The organism is Enterobacter cloacae complex sp. ECL414, assembly GCF_021869685.1.
In the GTDB taxonomy this organism is placed as follows: Bacteria; Pseudomonadota; Gammaproteobacteria; order Enterobacterales; family Enterobacteriaceae; genus Enterobacter; species Enterobacter kobei.
On the sequence record NZ_CP091481.1, the window covers coordinates 1,113,339 to 1,130,786 of the forward strand.

Here is a 17,448-nt window from a genome sequence, read left to right on the forward strand (position 1 = left end):
GGTGAGGTTGTGATAGCATTCCCCTCCATAAATTCACCTTCCAGCGTTGCAGAGCCTGCCCATGAGTTATCAGGTGTTAGCCCGTAAATGGCGACCACAAACCTTTGCTGACGTTGTCGGTCAGGAGCATGTGCTGACGGCCCTGGCGAACGGCTTGTCGCTAGGTCGCATCCATCACGCCTATCTTTTCTCCGGCACCCGCGGCGTCGGTAAGACCTCAATTGCCCGTTTGCTGGCGAAAGGTCTCAACTGCGAAACCGGGATCACCGCCACGCCGTGCGGCGTGTGTGATAACTGCCGGGAGATCGAGCAGGGGCGTTTTGTCGATCTGATCGAGATCGACGCCGCCTCGCGCACGAAAGTCGAAGATACCCGCGATCTGCTGGATAACGTGCAGTACGCCCCGGCGCGCGGTCGCTTCAAGGTCTACCTGATCGATGAAGTGCACATGCTGTCGCGCCACAGCTTTAACGCCCTGCTGAAAACGCTGGAAGAGCCGCCCGCGCACGTGAAATTCCTGCTGGCGACGACCGATCCGCAAAAGCTGCCGGTCACCATTCTGTCCCGCTGCCTGCAGTTCCACCTGAAGGCTCTGGACGTAGAACAGATCCGCGCCCAGCTCGAACACATTCTCGATGAAGAGAAGATCGTCCACGAGCCGCGCGCCCTGCAACTGCTGGCACGTGCAGCGGACGGCAGCCTGCGTGATGCGCTGAGTCTGACCGACCAGGCGATTGCCAGCGGTGACGGTAAGCTCTCTACCGAAGCAGTCAGCACCATGCTCGGTACGCTGGATGACGATCAGGCGCTTTCACTCATCGAAGCGATGATTGCCGCCAACGGTGAGCGCGTCATGACGCTGGTCAATGCTGCTGCTGGCCGGGGGATTGAATGGGAAGCGCTGCTGGTTGAGATGCTCAGCCTGCTGCACCGCGTGGCGATGCTGCAGCTTTCTCCGTCGGCAATTGGCGCAGATATGGCCGCCATTGAACAGCGGATGCGTGAACTTGCCCGCACCGTGCCGCCTGCCGATGTACAGCTTTATTACCAAACCCTGCTGATTGGCCGTAAAGAGCTACCGTACGCGCCGGATCCCCGGATGGGCGTAGAAATGACGCTGCTGCGCGCGCTGGCGTTCCACCCGCGCATGCCGCTGCCGGAGCCGGAAGCGCCGCGGCAGTCTTTTGCCCCGGTCGCCCCAACGGCGGTGATGTCACCTCAGCAGGTGCCACCGCAGCCGACACCGCCGCCGCAAAACGTGCCGCTGTCGGATGCCACCAGTTCGGTGCTTGCCGCTCGCAGTCAGTTGCAGCGTGCGCAGGGAGTAACCAAACCAAAAAAGAGTGAACCGGCAGCGCCAGGAAGAGCGCGGCCGGTGAACAACGCCGCGCTTGAACGACTGGCCTCGGTAACGGAGCGCGTACAGTCGCGCCCGGCACCGTCCGCGCTCGAGCAGAAAGCCCCGGCGAAAGAAGAGGCATACCGCTGGAAGGCGACCACCGTTGTCGAAACGGTAAAGGAAGAGGTCGCTACGCCGAAAGCGCTGAAAAAGGCGCTGGAGCATGAGAAAACGCCGGAGCTTTCCGCGAAGCTCGCAGAAGAATCTATTGCCCGCGATGCCTGGGCCGCTGAGGTCAGCAAACTCCAGCTGCCGAAGCTGGTCGAGCAGGTTGCGCTGAACGCCTGGAAAGAGCAGGACGGTAATCAGGTGCGTTTACACCTGCGTCCTGGTCAGCGACACCTGAATTCGCCAGGCGCGCAAAAGGCGCTGGCCGAGGCGCTCGCCACATTACAGGGTGCGCCGGTTGAATTGACTATCATTGAAGATGATAATCCGGCAGTGAAAACGCCGCTTGAGTGGCGCCAGGCCATTTATGAAGAGAAACTCGCGCAGGCGCGCGAGGCGATTATTGCGGATAACAACATTCAGACCCTGCGCCGGTTCTTCGACGCCGATCTGGATGAAGAGAGTATTCGCCCCATTTGATCGTGAGTCTGACTTACGGTTGTAATCCTTAAACGTGAAAGAAGAGAGAAGCCTATGTTTGGTGGAAAAGGCGGTCTGGGTGGCCTGATGAAGCAGGCTCAGCAGATGCAGGAAAAAATGCAGAAGATGCAGGAAGAGATCGCTCAGATGGAAGTCACGGGTGAATCCGGTGCCGGTCTGGTCAAGGTGACCATCAACGGTGCGCATAACTGCCGTCGCGTTGAAATCGACCCAAGCCTGCTCGAAGACGACAAAGAGATGCTGGAAGATCTGGTTGCTGCCGCGTTTAACGATGCTGCGCGCCGTATCGACGAAACCCAGAAAGAGAAAATGGCCTCTGTTTCCAGCGGTATGCAGCTGCCGCCGGGCTTTAAGATGCCATTCTGATGCAAACCAGTCCGCTGCTCACGCAGTTAATGGAAGCTCTGCGCTGCCTGCCGGGCGTTGGCCCGAAGTCGGCGCAGCGCATGGCGTTCACCCTTTTGCAGCGCGATCGCAGCGGCGGGATGCGCCTGGCGCAGGCTCTGACCCGCGCGATGTCAGAAATTGGTCACTGTGCGGATTGCCGCACCTTTACCGAGCAGGATGTGTGTAACATCTGCTCGAATCCGCGTCGTCAGGAGAACGGTCAGATTTGCGTGGTGGAGAGTCCGGCGGACATCTATGCCATCGAACAAACCGGGCAGTTTTCCGGCCGCTATTTCGTGCTGATGGGGCATCTCTCCCCGCTGGACGGTATCGGCCCGGACGATATCGGTCTTGACCGCCTTGAACAGCGTCTTGAGTCCGAAACGATTAAAGAGGTGATCCTCGCCACCAACCCAACGGTGGAAGGGGAAGCAACCGCCAACTACATCGCCGAGCTGTGCTCACAGTACGGCGTTGACGCCAGCCGCATCGCCCACGGCGTACCGGTGGGCGGTGAGCTGGAGATGGTGGACGGCACCACGCTGTCGCACTCTCTGGCCGGGCGTCACAAGATTATTTTCTGACCAAACGGAGGCTGCGTTCGCGGCCTCCGCTTGAAATTTCTCTCCCTTATCCCCATCTCTCACTCAACGTTTTACAACCCCATTAAATGGCATTGTTGAGGTCGACTTAGATGAAAGGACAAGAAACCCGTGGTTTCCAGTCAGAAGTAAAACAGCTTCTGCACCTGATGATCCATTCCCTGTATTCCAACAAAGAAATCTTCCTGCGTGAGCTGATTTCCAACGCCTCCGATGCGGCGGACAAGCTGCGCTTCCGCGCGCTGTCTAACCCGGATCTGTATGAAGGCGACGGCGAGCTGCGCGTGCGCGTCTCTTTCAATAAAGAGAACCGCACCCTGACCATCGCTGATAACGGCATTGGGATGAACCGCGACGAGGTGATCGACCACCTCGGCACCATCGCCAAATCCGGCACTAAAGCGTTCCTTGAGTCCATGGGCTCTGACCAGGCGAAAGACAGCCAGCTGATCGGTCAGTTCGGCGTGGGCTTCTACTCAGCGTTCATCGTGGCGGACAAAGTCACCGTGCGTACTCGTGCGGCGGGCGACAGCGCGGAGAACGGCGTGCTCTGGGAATCCAAAGGCGAAGGTGAGTACACCGTTGACGACATCACCAAAGCAGACCGCGGGACTGAAATCACCCTGCACCTGCGTGAAGGGGAAGATGATTTCCTGAACGACTGGCGCGTACGCTCCATCATCAGCAAATATTCCGATCACATCGCTCTGCCGGTTGAGATTGAAAAACAGGAAGAGAAAGACGGCGAAACCGTGGTCTCCTGGGAGAAAATCAACAAGGCGCAGGCGCTGTGGACGCGCAACAAGTCTGAAATTAAAGACGACGAATATAACGAGTTCTACAAGCACATCGCCCACGACTTTACCGACCCGCTGACCTGGAGCCACAACCGCGTGGAAGGGAAGCAGGAGTACACCAGCCTGCTGTACATCCCGGCGCAGGCCCCATGGGATATGTGGAACCGCGATCACAAGCACGGCCTGAAGCTGTACGTGCAGCGCGTCTTCATCATGGACGACGCCGAGCAGTTCATGCCGAACTACCTGCGCTTCGTGCGCGGCCTGATCGATTCTAACGATCTGCCGCTCAACGTCTCCCGCGAGATCCTGCAGGACAGCACCGTCACCCGTAACTTGCGCAACGCCCTGACCAAACGTGCGCTACAGATGCTGGAAAAACTGGCGAAAGACGATGCGGAAAAATACCAGACCTTCTGGAAACAGTTTGGCCTGGTGCTGAAGGAAGGCCCGGCAGAAGACACCGCAAACGTTGAAACCATTGCTAAGCTGCTGCGCTTCGCCTCCACGCACACCGACTCCTCCGCGCAGACCGTGTCGCTGGAAGAGTATGTCTCCCGCATGAAAGAAGGGCAGGAGAAGATCTACTACATCACCGCCGACAGCTACGCGGCGGCGAAGAGCAGCCCGCACCTGGAGCTGTTGCGCAAGAAAGGCATCGAAGTGCTGCTGCTGTCTGACCGCATCGACGAGTGGATGATGAACTACCTGACCGAGTTCGACGGTAAAGCGTTCCAGTCGGTTGCAAAAGCCGATGAGTCCATCGACAAGCTGGCGGATGAGGTAGATGAAAGCGCGAAAGAAGCCGAGAAGGCGCTGGAGCCGTTCGTTGAGCGCGTGAAAACCCTGCTGGGTGACCGTGTGAAAGAGGTACGTTTCACTCACCGTCTGACCGATACCCCGGCCATTGTCACGACCGATGCCGACGAAATGAGCACTCAGATGGCGAAACTGTTCGCTGCGGCGGGCCAGGCGGTGCCGGAAGTGAAATATATCTTTGAGCTTAATCCGGATCATCCGCTGGTGAAACGCGCGGCGGATACCCAGGACGAAGCACGCTTTGCCGAGTGGGTTGAGCTGCTGCTGGATCAGTCCCTGCTGGCCGAGCGCGGCACGCTGGAAGACCCTAACCTGTTCATTAAACGTGTGAATGCGCTGCTTCTGGCGTAACTGACCACGCCTCCCCTGGTCTTCTCCCTCTCCCCGTGGGAGAGGGCCGGGGTGAGGGCCCAGACCGCACTCACCCAAATTATCTCCCCCCGTTAACCGTTTCAGCCTTCCCGCCTTCCTTGAGCGATGTCCGTTCTGGTGGTATTGTTTAGCGCTTTTGAAAAATTGAAACGACATTTGAGGGGATTTTCGCAATGCGTATTATTCTGCTTGGCGCTCCGGGCGCGGGTAAAGGAACTCAGGCTCAGTTCATCATGGAGAAATACGGTATTCCGCAAATCTCCACCGGTGACATGCTGCGCGCCGCTGTAAAATCTGGCTCCGAGCTGGGTAAACAAGCGAAAGACATCATGGACGCAGGCAAGCTGGTAACCGACGAGCTGGTTATTGCGCTGGTCAAAGAGCGCATTGCTCAGGAAGATTGCCGTAACGGTTTCCTGCTGGACGGCTTCCCACGCACCATTCCTCAGGCTGACGCCATGAAAGAAGCGGGCATCAACGTGGACTACGTTCTCGAGTTCGACGTACCGGACGAGCTGATCGTTGACCGTATCGTTGGCCGTCGCGTACACGCTGCTTCTGGCCGCGTTTACCACATCAAATTCAACCCGCCTAAGGTTGAAGGTAAAGACGACGTGACCGGCGAAGAGCTGACCACCCGTAAAGACGATCAGGAAGAGACCGTGCGTAAACGCCTGGTGGAATACCATCAGATGACCGCGCCGCTGATCGGCTACTACACCAAAGAAGCGCAGGCGGGTAACACCAAATACGCCAAAGTCGACGGCACCAAAGCCGTGGCTGACGTACGTGCAGAGCTGGAAAAAATCCTCGGCTAATCGCGCGCCTCTCACCCGGGTCCCCGGGTGAGAAATATTCTCACCTTACCTATTACAGCAATGGGTTTCGTTTAAACGCATTTCCGCTACAATTGACAACCTATCAAATGGTTAAGAGGCGTGAATGAGTCAGGCGAAAACCGGCATCCTGCTTGCCAATCTGGGCACTCCAGAAGCACCTACATCAGACGCGGTAAAACGCTACCTGCGACAATTTTTAAGCGACACGCGCGTTGTGGATTTCCCGAGACTGCTGTGGTGGCCGCTGCTGCGTGGCGTGATTCTGCCGATTCGTTCTCCGCGCGTCGCCAAACTCTATCAGTCCGTCTGGATGGAGGAGGGCTCGCCGCTGATGGTTTACAGCCGTCGTCAGGAAAAAGCGCTGGCCGCCCGCCTGCCGGATATGCCCGTCGCGCTCGGCATGAGCTACGGAAAACCGTCCCTGGAAAGCGCGGTGGAGTCACTGCTGGCGCAGGGTGTAGACCATATCGTGGTGCTGGCGCTCTACCCGCAATACTCCTGCTCGACGGTGGCCGCCGTCTGGGACGAGCTGGCGCGCATTCTGGCGACCCGTCGCCGCATTCCTGGCGTGACCTTTATTCGCGATTACGCCGATAACGATCTCTACATCAAGGCGCTTGCCAACAGCGCGCGCGCGTCGTTTGAAAAGCACGGCGAGCCGGATCTGCTGCTGCTCTCCTATCATGGGATCCCACAGCGTTTCGCCAACGAAGGGGATGATTATCCGCAGCGCTGCCGCGATACCACCCGTGAGCTGGTTTCTGCCCTCGGCCTGCCGCCGGAAAAAGTGATGATGACCTTCCAGTCGCGCTTCGGTCGCGAGCCGTGGCTGACACCGTATACCGATGAAACCCTCAAAATGCTTGGCGAGAAGGGGGTTAAGCACATTCAGGTGATGTCGCCAGGGTTCTCGGCGGACTGCCTGGAAACCCTGGAGGAGATCGCGGTGCAAAACCGGGAATTTTTCCTTGAGGCTGGCGGCGAAAAGTACGAGTACATTCCGGCGCTTAACGACTCGCCTGAACATATTGACATGATGGTCTCGCTGGTGACGAACAGCCGCTGATCGCACTCCAGGCCGGGTTTGTGCTACCATTCCCGGCCCATATTCTTCATACAGTTCAGACCATGAAATTTCCCGGTAAACGTAAATCCAAACACTACTTTCCCGTTGATGCGCGCGATCCGCTCCTGCAGCAAATCCAGCCTGAAAATGAAACCAGCGCCGCCTGGGTCGTTGGTATCGACCAGACGCTGGTGGACATTGAAGCGAAAGTGGATGATGAGTTTGTCGCCCGTTATGGTCTGAGCGCCGGTCACTCCCTGGTGATCGAAGACGACGTTGCCGAAGCGCTGTACCAGGAGCTGGTGCGTGAAAATCTCATTACCCATCAGTTTGCCGGGGGGACCATCGGTAACACTATGCACAACTACTCCGTGCTGGCCGATGACCGCTCGGTACTGCTCGGCGTGATGTGCAGTAACATTGAAATCGGTGGTTATGCCTACCGCTATTTGTGCAACACCTCCAGCCGTACCGATCTGAACTATCTTCAGGGCGTTAACGGGCCCATTGGTCGCTGCTTTACGCTGATCGGCGAATCTGGCGAACGGACTTTTGCCATCAGCCCGGGTCATATGAATAAGCTGCGCGCCGAGAGTATTCCGGAAGCGGTGATTGCGGGTGCCTCTGCGCTGGTATTGACCTCCTATCTGGTACGCTGCAAGCCGGGCGAGCCGATGCCGGAAGCGACCATGAAAGCGATCGAGTACGCCAAAAAGTACGACGTGCCGGTGGTTCTCACGCTGGGCACCAAATTCGTGATTGCCGATAACCCCGAGTGGTGGCAGGCGTTCCTGAAAGAGCACGTCTCAATTCTGGCGATGAACGAAGAAGAGGCCGAAGCGCTCACCGGTGAGAGCGATCCGCTGCTGGCCTCTGACAAAGCGCTGGACTGGGTGGATCTGGTGCTTTGCACTGCCGGCCCCGTCGGGCTCTATATGGCGGGCTTTACGGAAGAAGAGAGCAAACGCAAAACCCAGCACCCGTTGCTCCCTGGCGCGATTGCCGAGTTCAACCAGTACGAGTTCAGCCGCGGTATGCGCCATAAAGATTGCCTCAACCCGCTGCGTATCTACTCCCACATTGCGCCTTATATGGGCGGACCGGAGAAGATCATGAACACCAACGGGGCGGGTGACGGCGCGCTGGCAGCACTGCTGCACGACATTACCGCCAATGCCTACCACAAAACCAACGTACCAAACTCCAGCAAACACAAGTTCAACTGGCTGACCTATTCGTCGCTGGCGCAGGTGTGTAAGTACGCGAACCGCGTGAGCTATCAGGTGCTGAACCAGCATTCACCGCGCTTAACGCGTGGCCTGCCGGAACGGGAAGACAGCCTCGAAGAGGCTTATTGGGACAGGTAAAAGCAAAACGGCAACCCGGTTGCCGTTTTTAGTGTTTGTTCCCTCTCCCCGTGGGAGAGGGCCAGGGTGAGGGCATCAGACCGCAAAAATCTTACCCCGTAGCAGCCTCTTCAACCGGCGGTTTCGCCAGCAGCGTCAGCATCGTGTTCGCAATCTCACGTTCGCCCATCACTACCTTATCCGCACCGCGCTCGGTGATGTACTCCACCTCATCGTCATAATGCGCCCGGGCGATAATCTCAATATTGGGGCATTTCTCACGCGCGGTGGCTACAATCTCGCCCGCTTCATAGCCATTCGGAATAGTCAGCAGCAGCCAGCGCGCGCAGTCCAGATGCGCCAGCGCCATAATCTCCTCGTTCGCCGCATTGCCCAGTACCGCACGTATACCACGCTCGCGCAGTTCATCAACGCGGGTGCGTGAGGTTTCAATCACCACCAGCGGAATGCCCTGCGCCATCAGCTTCTCACCGAGCAGGCTGCCCACGCGACCAAAGCCGACCAGCAGCGCATGGTTGCAGATATCCACCGGGATCTGCTTCTCCTCTTCGATGGCTTCTTCCAGCGTCTGCTCTTCCAGCGTTTCGGTTTTATCGAGGTATTTTTCCAGCAGGGCAAACAGGACCGGGTTCAGCATAATCGACAGAATTGCCCCCGCCAGCACCAGATTCTGCCCGGCCTGGGGCAGCAGGTTCAGAGCCATACCCAGACCCGCGAGGATAAAGGCGAACTCACCAATCTGCGCCAGGCTGGCGGCAATCGTCAGCGCCGTACGCGGGGAGTGGCCGAACATCCGCACCAGGAAGAAGGCGGCGAGCGACTTACCGAAGATAATGATCGCCAGCGTGCCCAGCACGGCCAGCGGCTGCTGAACCAGAATCATCGGATCAAACAGCATGCCGACGGAGACAAAGAACAGCACGGCGAAGGCATCACGCAGGGGCAGGGTGTCATGCGCGGCGCGGTGGCTCAGCTCAGACTCGTTCAGCACCATTCCGGCGAAGAACGCGCCCAGGGCAAAGGAGACGTCGAACAGTTCAACAGCGCCAAACGCGATCCCCAGCGCCAGCGCCAGCACGGAAAGCGTAAACAGCTCGCGGGAGCCGGTCGCCGCGCTGCGGGACAGGATCCACGGCACCAGACGACGGCCCACCAGCATCATGATGGCGATAAACGCCACCACTTTACCTATGGTGATACTCATATCCAGCGCCAGCGAGGCGAAGCCGATGTTGTCTTTTTCCATCATTCCGGCGACGGCAGGCAACAGCACCAGCGTCAGCACCATCACCAGATCTTCCACAATCAGCCAGCCTATCGCGATTTGCCCGCGCTGGCTGTCTATCAGCTGTCTCTCTTCAAGCGCGCGCAGCAGCACCACGGTACTGGCGGTTGAGAGACACAGCCCAAATACGATACCGGTCATCAACGACCAGCCCAGCACGGCCGAAAGCGCCATCCCCAGCAGCGTCGCCACCCCTATCTGGGCGATCGCGCCAGGTATGGCGATCGACTTTACCGCCATCAGGTCCTTCAGGGAAAAGTGCAGGCCAACACCAAACATCAGCAGAATCACGCCTAATTCCGCCAGCTCAGGCGCCAGCTTGGTATCCGCGACAAAACCTGGCGTAAACGGTCCCGCCAGAACCCCCGCTAATAAATAGCCGACAAGAGGAGAAATACGCAGTTTATTGGCAATCATGCCAAGGATAAAAGCGAGCACAAGTCCACCAACAATGGTGGTGATAAGCGGTGTGGCGTGGTGCATTCCGTCTCCTTTCGCGGTGAGTGTTCCATTTTTGGCGTGAATACCAAAAGACCAGGTAATAGTTTATGACAATTTTTGCCCTTATGTTTATGAATAATTGTTGAAGTTTGAATAAAACGGCAATATGCGCGTAAAAAAGCGCATATTGATAAATTCAGGTCAGGGATGGAGAGGAAACCCTTATGGCATAAGGGGGGCAGGTAGCCAAAGTTTTACTTTGGCTACCTGTAATTCACGCTTTGTGACGATTATCAGGCAGGAATATGGTCAACATCCCCAGAAGTGGCAGGAAAGCGCAGATTTTATAAACCAGGAAGATGCTGGTGTGATCCGCGACCATCCCCAACACCGCTGCACCAAGCCCGCCCATACCGAAGGCGAAACCGAAAAAGAGTCCGGAAACCATACCGATACGGCCCGGTAACAGCTCCTGGGCATAGACCAGAATGGCGGAAAATGCCGAGGCGAGGATAAAACCAATGATCACGGTTAAAATGCCCGTCCATTCGAGGCTGGCATACGGCAAAATAAGGGTAAACGGCGCGACACCGAGGATAGAGCCCCAAATAACATATTTCCGGCCAATCTTATCGCCCACCGGCCCGCCAATAACCGTTCCGGCAGCAACCGCGAAAAGGAAGGCAAACAGGTGGATTTGCGCATTTTGTACCGATAATCCGAATTTTTGCATCAGATAAAAGGTGTAATAGCTGCTGATGCTTGCCATGTAGAAGTATTTCGAGAAAATCAGCACCAGCAGTACGGAAACCGCCAGAATGACCTTATTCCGGGGCAGGGGATTGATAATCTTCGCTTTAGGTTTCCCCTTATTTACGCGATGCTGAGCGGCATACCAGCGGCTGATCTGCGCCAGCACGATAATCGCCAGCAGTGCGGCCAGCACAAACCACGCCACGTTCCCTTTGCCATACGGGGCGATAATCACCGCCGCCAGCAAGGGGCCGAGGGAGCTGCCAAAGTTACCGCCGACCTGGAAAAGTGACTGCGCCAGCCCGTGACGGCCGCCGGAGGCCATACGCGCCACGCGTGAGGACTCAGGGTGGAAGACGGACGACCCGGTACCCACCAGCGCGGCAGCAATCAACACCGCCTCAAAGCTGCCAGCCATCGCCAGCAATACCAGACCGCTCAGGGTAAAGCACATGCCAATCGGCAGCGACCACGGCATCGGGTATTTGTCCGTCCAGTAGCCCACCACCGGTTGCAGCAGCGAGGAAGCCAACTGGAAGGTGAGGGTGATCATCCCGATCTGCACGAAAGTTAACGAAAACTCGGACTGCAGCAGCGGATAAATTGCCAGAATCAACGACTGGATCATGTCGTTGAGCAGGTGCGAAAGACTGATTGCGCCTAATACCTTAAAAGAGGTGCGCGATTTTGGCGGCGACGCCGGGGTTGATTCGCTGATTGCCATAAATACCACGTTGTTTTGTTATTAGAGATGCAGGGTGTAATTATTATCCGACTAACATACCCGCCCGGGACATTTGAAGAAAGTCGCAATTCTGAAAACTTATTTGTCTATTATTGTGAGTCACTGTAATTTTTGCCTTTGTCTATTGGTCAGGGAGAGAGAAGATGAAGTTAATGAAGCGGGGCGTCGCGCTGGCGCTCATCGCCGCATGGGGTCTGGTAAGCCTGCCCGCGCAGGCGTATGAAAAAGATAAAACCTATAAAATCACCATCCTGCATACCAACGATCATCATGGTCATTTCTGGCGCAGTGAATATGGCGAATATGGTCTGTCGGCGCAAAAAACGCTGGTGGACGGCATTCGCAAAGAGGTGGCAGCCCAGGGCGGCAGCGTGCTGTTGCTCTCAGGCGGTGATATTAATACCGGCGTGCCGGAATCTGATTTACAGGATGCCGAGCCGGATTTCCGTGGCATGAATCTGATTGGCTACGACGCGATGGCCGTCGGTAACCATGAGTTTGATAACCCGCTGACGGTGCTGCGTCAGCAGGAAAAATGGGCCAAATTCCCCTTCCTCTCCGCCAACATTTACCAGAAAAGCACCGGCGAACGGCTGTTCAAACCCTGGGCGCTGTTTAAGCGTCAGGATTTGAAGATCGCAGTCATTGGCTTAACCACCGACGATACGGCAAAAATCGGCAATCCCGAGTTCTTTACGGATATTGAATTCCGCAAACCGGCAGACGAAGCGAAGCTGGTGATTCAGGAACTGCAGCAGAACGAAAAGCCGGACGTGATTATCGCCACCACGCACATGGGGCACTACGACAACGGTGAGCACGGCTCCAATGCACCCGGCGACGTGGAGATGGCGCGCAGCCTGCCTGCGGGCTCGCTGGCCATGATTGTGGGTGGTCACTCACAGGATCCGGTGTGCATGGCATCCGAGAATAAAAAACAGGTGGATTACGTGCCGGGCACGCCGTGTGCGCCGGACCGTCAGAACGGTATCTGGATTGTGCAGGCCCACGAATGGGGTAAATACGTGGGCCGGGCTGACTTTGAGTTCCGTAACGGCGAGATGAAACTGGTGCACTACCAGCTCATTCCGGTCAACCTGAAGAAGAAAGTGACCTACCCGGACGGGAAAAGTGAGCGCGTACTTTACACGCCAGAGATCGCTGAGAACCCGCAGATGCTCTCCCTGCTGACACCGTTCCAGAACAAAGGCAAAGCGCAGCTGGATGTGAAAATCGGCACGCTGAATGGTCGTCTGGAGGGAGACCGCAGCAAAGTCCGCTTCGTGCAGACCAACATGGGACACCTGGTGCTGGCGGCGCAAATGGCGCGCACCGGTGCTGATTTTGGCGTGATGAGCGGGGGCGGCATTCGTGACTCTATTGAAGGCGGAAATATCACCTACAAGGATGTCCTGAAGGTGCAGCCGTTTGGTAACGTAGTGGTCTATGCCGACATGACCGGCAAAGAGGCGATTGACTACCTGACCGCCGTCGCGCAGATGAAGCCGGATTCCGGGGCCTATCCGCAGTTTGCCAACGTCAGCTTTGTGGCAAAAGACGGCAAGCTGAATGATCTGAAGATCAAAGGCGAACCGGTCGACCCGGCAAAAACCTACCGTCTGGCGACGTTGAGCTTTAACGCCACCGGCGGCGACGGTTATCCGCATATTGATAATAAACCGGGCTATGTGAATACCGGCTTTATTGATGCGGAAGTGCTGAAGCAGTACATCGAGCAGAATTCACCGATTGACGTGAACGCGTATGAGCCGAAGGGTGAGGTGAGCTGGCAGTAGTCTGGTATTTTGCCGGGTGGCGGCTTCGCCTTACCCGGCCTACATTCGAATCGTAGGCCCGGTAAGCGCAGCGCCACCGGGCAATTTTCTCAACCCCGGCGCGCAATATCCGCAAACTTCGCGTCCAGCATTTTCGCCAGATCGCCCGCCGCCAGCTCGATATCCAGCCCGCGTTTGCCGCCTGAAATATAGATCGTGTCAAATTCCTGCGAAGGGGCATCAATCAGCGTCGGCAGGCGTTTTTTCTGCCCCAGCGGGCTAATCCCGCCCACCAGGTAGCCGGTGGTCCGTTGCGCAACCATCGGATCTGCCATATCCACCTTTTTCGCCCCCAGCGCCTTCGCCACTTTCTTGAGATCGAGCTGTCCGGCGACGGGCGTGACCGCCACGGCGAGATGTTTCATATCGCCGTTCACCGCAACCAGCAGCGTTTTATAGACCTGGTCAGCGTTCAGCCCCAGTTTGCGCACCACTTCGTCGCCAAAGTTGGTTTCATTCGGATCGTGATCGTAAGTGTGGATCCGGAAAGAAATGTTGTTTTTTTCGAGTAATTTAACGGCGGGAGTCATAGCTATCCTTCTTACGACAGACAAATCATGCCAACAGCATACGCCTGACGTTTGTCTAAAAAATAGCACCATCTTGCGCAATAGTATTGGCAGTGATGGTCACTTTGAGCGACAATCGGCTCAACCGAAGGTCTCCTTCGGCATAATAAAAACGATGAAATTCCTCTTTGACGGGCCAATAGAGATATTGGCCATTTTTTTATTTCAGCAGCGACGGCAAATTCCCTTCTCCGTACAAATGTAACGCCCCGACCGCAACCACGTATTCCCCGGCAGGTAATGCATGCAGCGTCTCTCGCCAGGCATTGTTGCGCGCATTCATCAGCACATCATACAGCGATTCGCTGAACGTTGACGGCAGCGCCAGCTTTCCGTCTGCTGGCGGCGCATCCAGCCACCAGCCAATCATGGTTTGCAGCAGACGTGCGTTGGTGTGCCAGTGGGTCAGCGTATCATCCAGCAGCATGCGGCCGTCGTCCGGAAGCTGACGCAGGAGCGCAATCTGGCTGTCCGTTCCTTCCAGTTCAATGATGGGCAGATTGCGCGCTCTTGCCAGATTGAGCAGCTGGTAATCAATACCGTAGTCACCGCGCAGACCCAGTCGCTGCGCCTGCGTGGCTTGTAGCACCATCGCAATTTGCCAGAGCGGCAGGGCGTCAATCATGGAGAGCGACACGCCGGTTTCATCGGCGACTCGCGTCAGTTCCGCCAGTTGGGCTTCGTCCAGACGTTCCGCCAGGGTCAGATCGCTTTCAAGCCCGGCAAACGGTGACTCCTGGCCCGAAATATCCGCCTCGACGACCAGCGCGTCGGCGCGCTTCAGCCGTTTTATCAGACCGGGGGGCAGAGGTGACATATCCTGCGTACCCATATGGATGCTGCCAACCAGATGCAGGTGCTGACCGCCGGGCAGGGAGATATCCAGGCCGGGCCACGCATAACGGCGGGGAAAGAGGGCGCGAAACGAGGTTTTTATACGATTAAACAGGCTCATACGCGCTCCATAAACGGAAAGGTTCATGCTAGCGCGTACGAGAACAAGGTTCAATCTTTCGGTTTAAAGCGCAACAGGCGGTTGGCATTGCTCACCACGGTGATGGAGGAGAGCGCCATTGCCGCACCTGCAACCACCGGGTTAAGCAGCGTGCCGGTCAGCGGCCACAAAATGCCGGCGGCAATTGGAATACCGAGCGAGTTATAGATAAATGCCCCCAGCAGGTTCTGCTTCATGTTGCGCAACGTGGCTTTCGAAATGGCCAGCGCATCGGCAACGCCCATCAGGCTGTGGCGCATCAACGTGATGGCGGCGGTTTCAATGGCAACATCGCTCCCGCCCCCCATGGCGATACCGACGTCTGCCTGGGCCAGCGCCGGGGCATCGTTGATGCCGTCGCCCACCATCGCCACCTGACGTCCCTGGCGTTGCAGGTTCTTAATCGCATCCGCTTTGCCATCCGGCAGAACGCCTGCAATGACTTCATCAATACCGGCTTCTTTCGCAATAGCGTTTGCCGTCGTCGGGTTGTCCCCGGTCAGCATCACCAGGCGATAGCCCGCGCGGTGCAGACGCGCCAGGGCATCCACGCTGTCCTGGCGAAGTGGATCGCGCACGGCCAGCAGGGCAGCGGCTTTGCCATCCACCGCCAGCAGAACCGGGGTTGCCCCCTGAGATGCCTGCGCTTTCAGTTCGGTTTCCAGCGCCGCGGTATCAATACCATTATCATTGAGCAAGGCCTGGTTACCCAGCAGCAGCGTATGCCCCTCGGCTTCACCGCTGACACCGAGCCCGCGCAGCGTGCGGAAGTTACTGACCTGCGGCAGAGCCGCAGCATTCGCTTTCTCGAGAATGGCGCGCGCCAGCGGGTGGCTGGAGCCTTGCTCCAGCGCGGCGGCGAGACGCAGCGCGTCCTCCTGCGCGATGCCTGCGGTGTTCACGGCCACAACCTGCGGTTTCCCCTCGGTCAGCGTGCCGGTTTTATCAAACACCAGCGTATCCAGCGTACTGGCCCGCTGCAGTGCGTCCGCATCCCTGACCAGCACGCCAAATTCGGCGGCACGGCCTACGCCGGAGATAATGGACATCGGCGTGGCCAGGCCAAGCGCGCATGGGCAGGCAATAATCAGCACGGTGGTGGCAATCACCAGGGTGTAGACAATCTGTGGCGCAGGGCCGAAGAAATACCAGATCGCCGCGCTCAGCAGGGCAATACCGACCACCACCGGCACAAAAATGGCCGAGATTCGGTCAGCAAGCTGGCCAATCTCCGGCTTGCTGCTCTGAGCCTGGCGCACCATTCGGATAATACGCGACAGCGTAGTATGGCTACCAACCGCACTGGCGGTGAACAGCACGCTGCCATCCTGAACGACCGTGCCGGCATGGACGGCATCGCCGTCGGATTTCTGCTGAGGGATGGGTTCCCCGGTCAGCATCGCTTCATCCAGCCAGGCTTCACCCTGGGTTATCGTGCCGTCAACGGGCACGCGATCGCCGGTGGTCAAACGCAGCGTCATGCCGGGCTGCACTTCCGCCAGCGGGACGCTTTTTTCCCCCTCGTCCGTGACCACGCGGGCCGTCGGCGGGGTTAAATCGAGTAATCGTTCCAGCGCTTTGGAGGAGCGCTGACGGGCGCGGGCTTCCAGCATATGGCCTAAGTTAATCAGGCCGATAATCATCGCGCTCGCTTCATAATAGAGATGGCGCGCTTCCATCGGGAACCACTGCGGCCAGACGTTAACGCTCATTGAATAGAGCCACGCCGCGCCGGTACCGAGTGCGACCAGCGTATCCATCGTCGCGGTGCGGTTTTTCAGGCTCTTCCAGGCGCTGGTATAGAAATGGCCGCCTGCAAACACCATGACCGCAAGGGTAATCAGACCAATCACCAGCCACAGCGTGCGGTTGTCGGCGGTGACCATCATGTTGTCACCCATCATGCCCCACACCATCACCGGGATCCCCACGAGCAGGGCGACAATCGCCTGCCAGCGGAAGCGCTTCATGGTGGCGATAGCCGTTTCCTGCTGGCGCTCGCGGCGTTCGACATCATCTTCGATGGCCTCTGCGCCGTAGCCCGCTTTCTCCACGGCCTGCACTAACTCTGCGGCGGAGGCACTGCCCATCACCAGCGCAGTACGCTCCGCAAGGTTTACCCGTGCCTGTGCGACGCCCGGTACCGCCTGTAAGGCATTTTGTACCCGGGAGACGCAGCTGGCGCAGCTCATACCGTTGATCAGCAGCTGTTGGCTGTCATCAATATCATCCGCTGCCGGAAGCTCAGGAGTGGCCGCTGTCAGTGCTTCCGACGGGGATGATGACTCTGCCAGCGGTTTAGCCTTTGGGTGGCTCAGCTCCGCCCCATAACCCGCTTGTTTAATGGTATCGATCAGCGCATCCGCGCTGGCGCTGCCGGTCACGGCGGCATGGTCGATAGTCACCTCAGCGCTTTCAACATCAGGACGCTGTTCCAGGCTTTCTTTAACGCGTTTGACACAGTGGCCGCAGGAGAGGCCGTCCAGCGTCAGGTCAATAGTGTGAGACATAACAAAACTCCCGTATAATGAACTGGTCAGTTGTTGACCGGAGTAACGCTTTTCGCTAA

13 protein-coding genes and 1 other annotated feature are annotated in these 17,448 nt (G+C 57.5%); of the genes, 8 read left to right on the forward strand and 5 right to left on the reverse strand.

Features of this window, described 5'->3' with window-relative positions; genetic code table 11:
* Positions 1-61 precede the first annotated feature (61 nt).
* The 7 genes from dnaX to L3068_RS05155 all read left to right on the forward strand — a co-directional run bounded on the left by dnaX (position 62) and on the right by L3068_RS05155 (position 8,257).
* Positions 62-1,987 carry a DNA polymerase III subunit gamma/tau gene (gene dnaX / locus L3068_RS05125; RefSeq protein ID WP_014882810.1) on the forward strand — a complete coding sequence of 642 codons (1,926 nt, stop codon included), beginning with the start codon at positions 62-64 and terminating at the stop codon, positions 1,985-1,987.
* Positions 1,317-1,381 (forward strand) — a sequence feature (DnaX frameshifting element). It overlaps the preceding gene by 65 nt.
* Positions 1,988-2,041: 54 nt before the next feature.
* Positions 2,042-2,374: a YbaB/EbfC family nucleoid-associated protein gene (locus tag L3068_RS05130; protein WP_014882811.1), complete on the forward strand. Its 333-nt coding sequence runs from the start codon at positions 2,042-2,044 to the stop codon at positions 2,372-2,374.
* Positions 2,374-2,979, forward strand: coding sequence for a recombination mediator RecR (recR, locus tag L3068_RS05135; RefSeq protein ID WP_014882812.1), 606 nt, complete (start codon positions 2,374-2,376; stop codon positions 2,977-2,979). The genes L3068_RS05130 and recR overlap by 1 nt, the downstream gene beginning before the upstream one ends.
* A gap of 110 nt (positions 2,980-3,089) precedes the next feature.
* The gene (gene htpG, locus L3068_RS05140) at positions 3,090-4,964 is read left to right on the forward strand and encodes a molecular chaperone HtpG (protein WP_023332254.1); all 1,875 of its coding nucleotides are present in this window, start codon (positions 3,090-3,092) and stop codon (positions 4,962-4,964) included.
* 194 nt (positions 4,965-5,158) lie between these two features.
* The gene (gene adk, locus L3068_RS05145) at positions 5,159-5,803 is read left to right on the forward strand and encodes an adenylate kinase (RefSeq protein ID WP_006809841.1); all 645 of its coding nucleotides are present in this window, start codon (positions 5,159-5,161) and stop codon (positions 5,801-5,803) included.
* A gap of 124 nt (positions 5,804-5,927) precedes the next feature.
* Positions 5,928-6,890: a ferrochelatase gene (gene hemH / locus L3068_RS05150; RefSeq protein WP_014882814.1), complete on the forward strand. Its 963-nt coding sequence runs from the start codon at positions 5,928-5,930 to the stop codon at positions 6,888-6,890.
* 62 nt (positions 6,891-6,952) lie between these two features.
* A complete protein-coding gene (locus L3068_RS05155) occupies positions 6,953-8,257 on the forward strand; it encodes an inosine/guanosine kinase (RefSeq protein WP_023336829.1) in 1,305 nt (434 codons plus the stop codon).
* Positions 8,258-8,348: 91 nt separating this feature from the next.
* Here L3068_RS05155 and ybaL read toward each other — a convergent pair whose 3' ends face one another.
* On the reverse strand, positions 8,349-10,025 hold the full coding sequence (gene ybaL, locus L3068_RS05160) for a YbaL family putative K(+) efflux transporter (RefSeq protein WP_023336830.1): 1,677 nt from the start codon (positions 10,023-10,025) through the stop codon (positions 8,349-8,351).
* Between the two features lie 232 nt (positions 10,026-10,257).
* The gene (locus L3068_RS05165; RefSeq protein WP_117581145.1) at positions 10,258-11,460 is read right to left on the reverse strand and encodes an MFS transporter; all 1,203 of its coding nucleotides are present in this window, start codon (positions 11,458-11,460) and stop codon (positions 10,258-10,260) included.
* Positions 11,461-11,624: 164 nt separating this feature from the next.
* Between L3068_RS05165 and ushA the strand changes: the two genes are divergently transcribed.
* Positions 11,625-13,277, forward strand: coding sequence for a bifunctional UDP-sugar hydrolase/5'-nucleotidase UshA (gene ushA, locus L3068_RS05170; protein ID WP_014882818.1), 1,653 nt, complete (start codon positions 11,625-11,627; stop codon positions 13,275-13,277).
* 89 nt (positions 13,278-13,366) lie between these two features.
* On the opposite strand, the gene ybaK is transcribed toward ushA, so the two are convergent.
* The 3 genes from ybaK to copA form a co-directional block, all read right to left on the reverse strand.
* Positions 13,367-13,846 (reverse strand): Cys-tRNA(Pro)/Cys-tRNA(Cys) deacylase YbaK, encoded by a 480-nt coding sequence (gene ybaK / locus L3068_RS05175; RefSeq protein WP_117581143.1) that lies wholly within the window; start codon positions 13,844-13,846, stop codon positions 13,367-13,369.
* A gap of 199 nt (positions 13,847-14,045) precedes the next feature.
* A complete protein-coding gene (locus L3068_RS05180) occupies positions 14,046-14,840 on the reverse strand; it encodes a TraB/GumN family protein (protein ID WP_014882820.1) in 795 nt (264 codons plus the stop codon).
* Positions 14,841-14,890: 50 nt separating this feature from the next.
* Positions 14,891-17,389, reverse strand: a complete 2,499-nt coding sequence (gene copA / locus L3068_RS05185) for a copper-exporting P-type ATPase CopA (RefSeq protein ID WP_023332258.1) — start codon at positions 17,387-17,389, stop codon at positions 14,891-14,893.
* Positions 17,390-17,448: the final 59 nt, after the last annotated feature.

Bases quoted from the DNA above. Each gene is read 5' to 3' on its own strand.
- dnaX (WP_014882810.1), top strand. From the start codon at position 62: ATGAGTTATCAGGTGTTAGCCCGTAAATGGCGACCACAAACCTTTGCT.
- L3068_RS05130 (WP_014882811.1), top strand. From the start codon at position 2,042: ATGTTTGGTGGAAAAGGCGGTCTGGGTGGCCTGATGAAGCAGGCTCAG.
- recR (WP_014882812.1), top strand. From the start codon at position 2,374: ATGCAAACCAGTCCGCTGCTCACGCAGTTAATGGAAGCTCTGCGCTGC.
- htpG (WP_023332254.1), top strand. From the start codon at position 3,090: ATGAAAGGACAAGAAACCCGTGGTTTCCAGTCAGAAGTAAAACAGCTT.
- adk (WP_006809841.1), top strand. From the start codon at position 5,159: ATGCGTATTATTCTGCTTGGCGCTCCGGGCGCGGGTAAAGGAACTCAG.
- hemH (WP_014882814.1), top strand. From the start codon at position 5,928: ATGAGTCAGGCGAAAACCGGCATCCTGCTTGCCAATCTGGGCACTCCA.
- L3068_RS05155 (WP_023336829.1), top strand. From the start codon at position 6,953: ATGAAATTTCCCGGTAAACGTAAATCCAAACACTACTTTCCCGTTGAT.
- ybaL (WP_023336830.1), bottom strand. From the start codon at position 10,025: ATGCACCACGCCACACCGCTTATCACCACCATTGTTGGTGGACTTGTG.
- L3068_RS05165 (WP_117581145.1), bottom strand. From the start codon at position 11,460: ATGGCAATCAGCGAATCAACCCCGGCGTCGCCGCCAAAATCGCGCACC.
- ushA (WP_014882818.1), top strand. From the start codon at position 11,625: ATGAAGTTAATGAAGCGGGGCGTCGCGCTGGCGCTCATCGCCGCATGG.
- ybaK (WP_117581143.1), bottom strand. From the start codon at position 13,846: ATGACTCCCGCCGTTAAATTACTCGAAAAAAACAACATTTCTTTCCGG.
- L3068_RS05180 (WP_014882820.1), bottom strand. From the start codon at position 14,840: ATGAGCCTGTTTAATCGTATAAAAACCTCGTTTCGCGCCCTCTTTCCC.
- copA (WP_023332258.1), bottom strand. From the start codon at position 17,389: ATGTCTCACACTATTGACCTGACGCTGGACGGCCTCTCCTGCGGCCAC.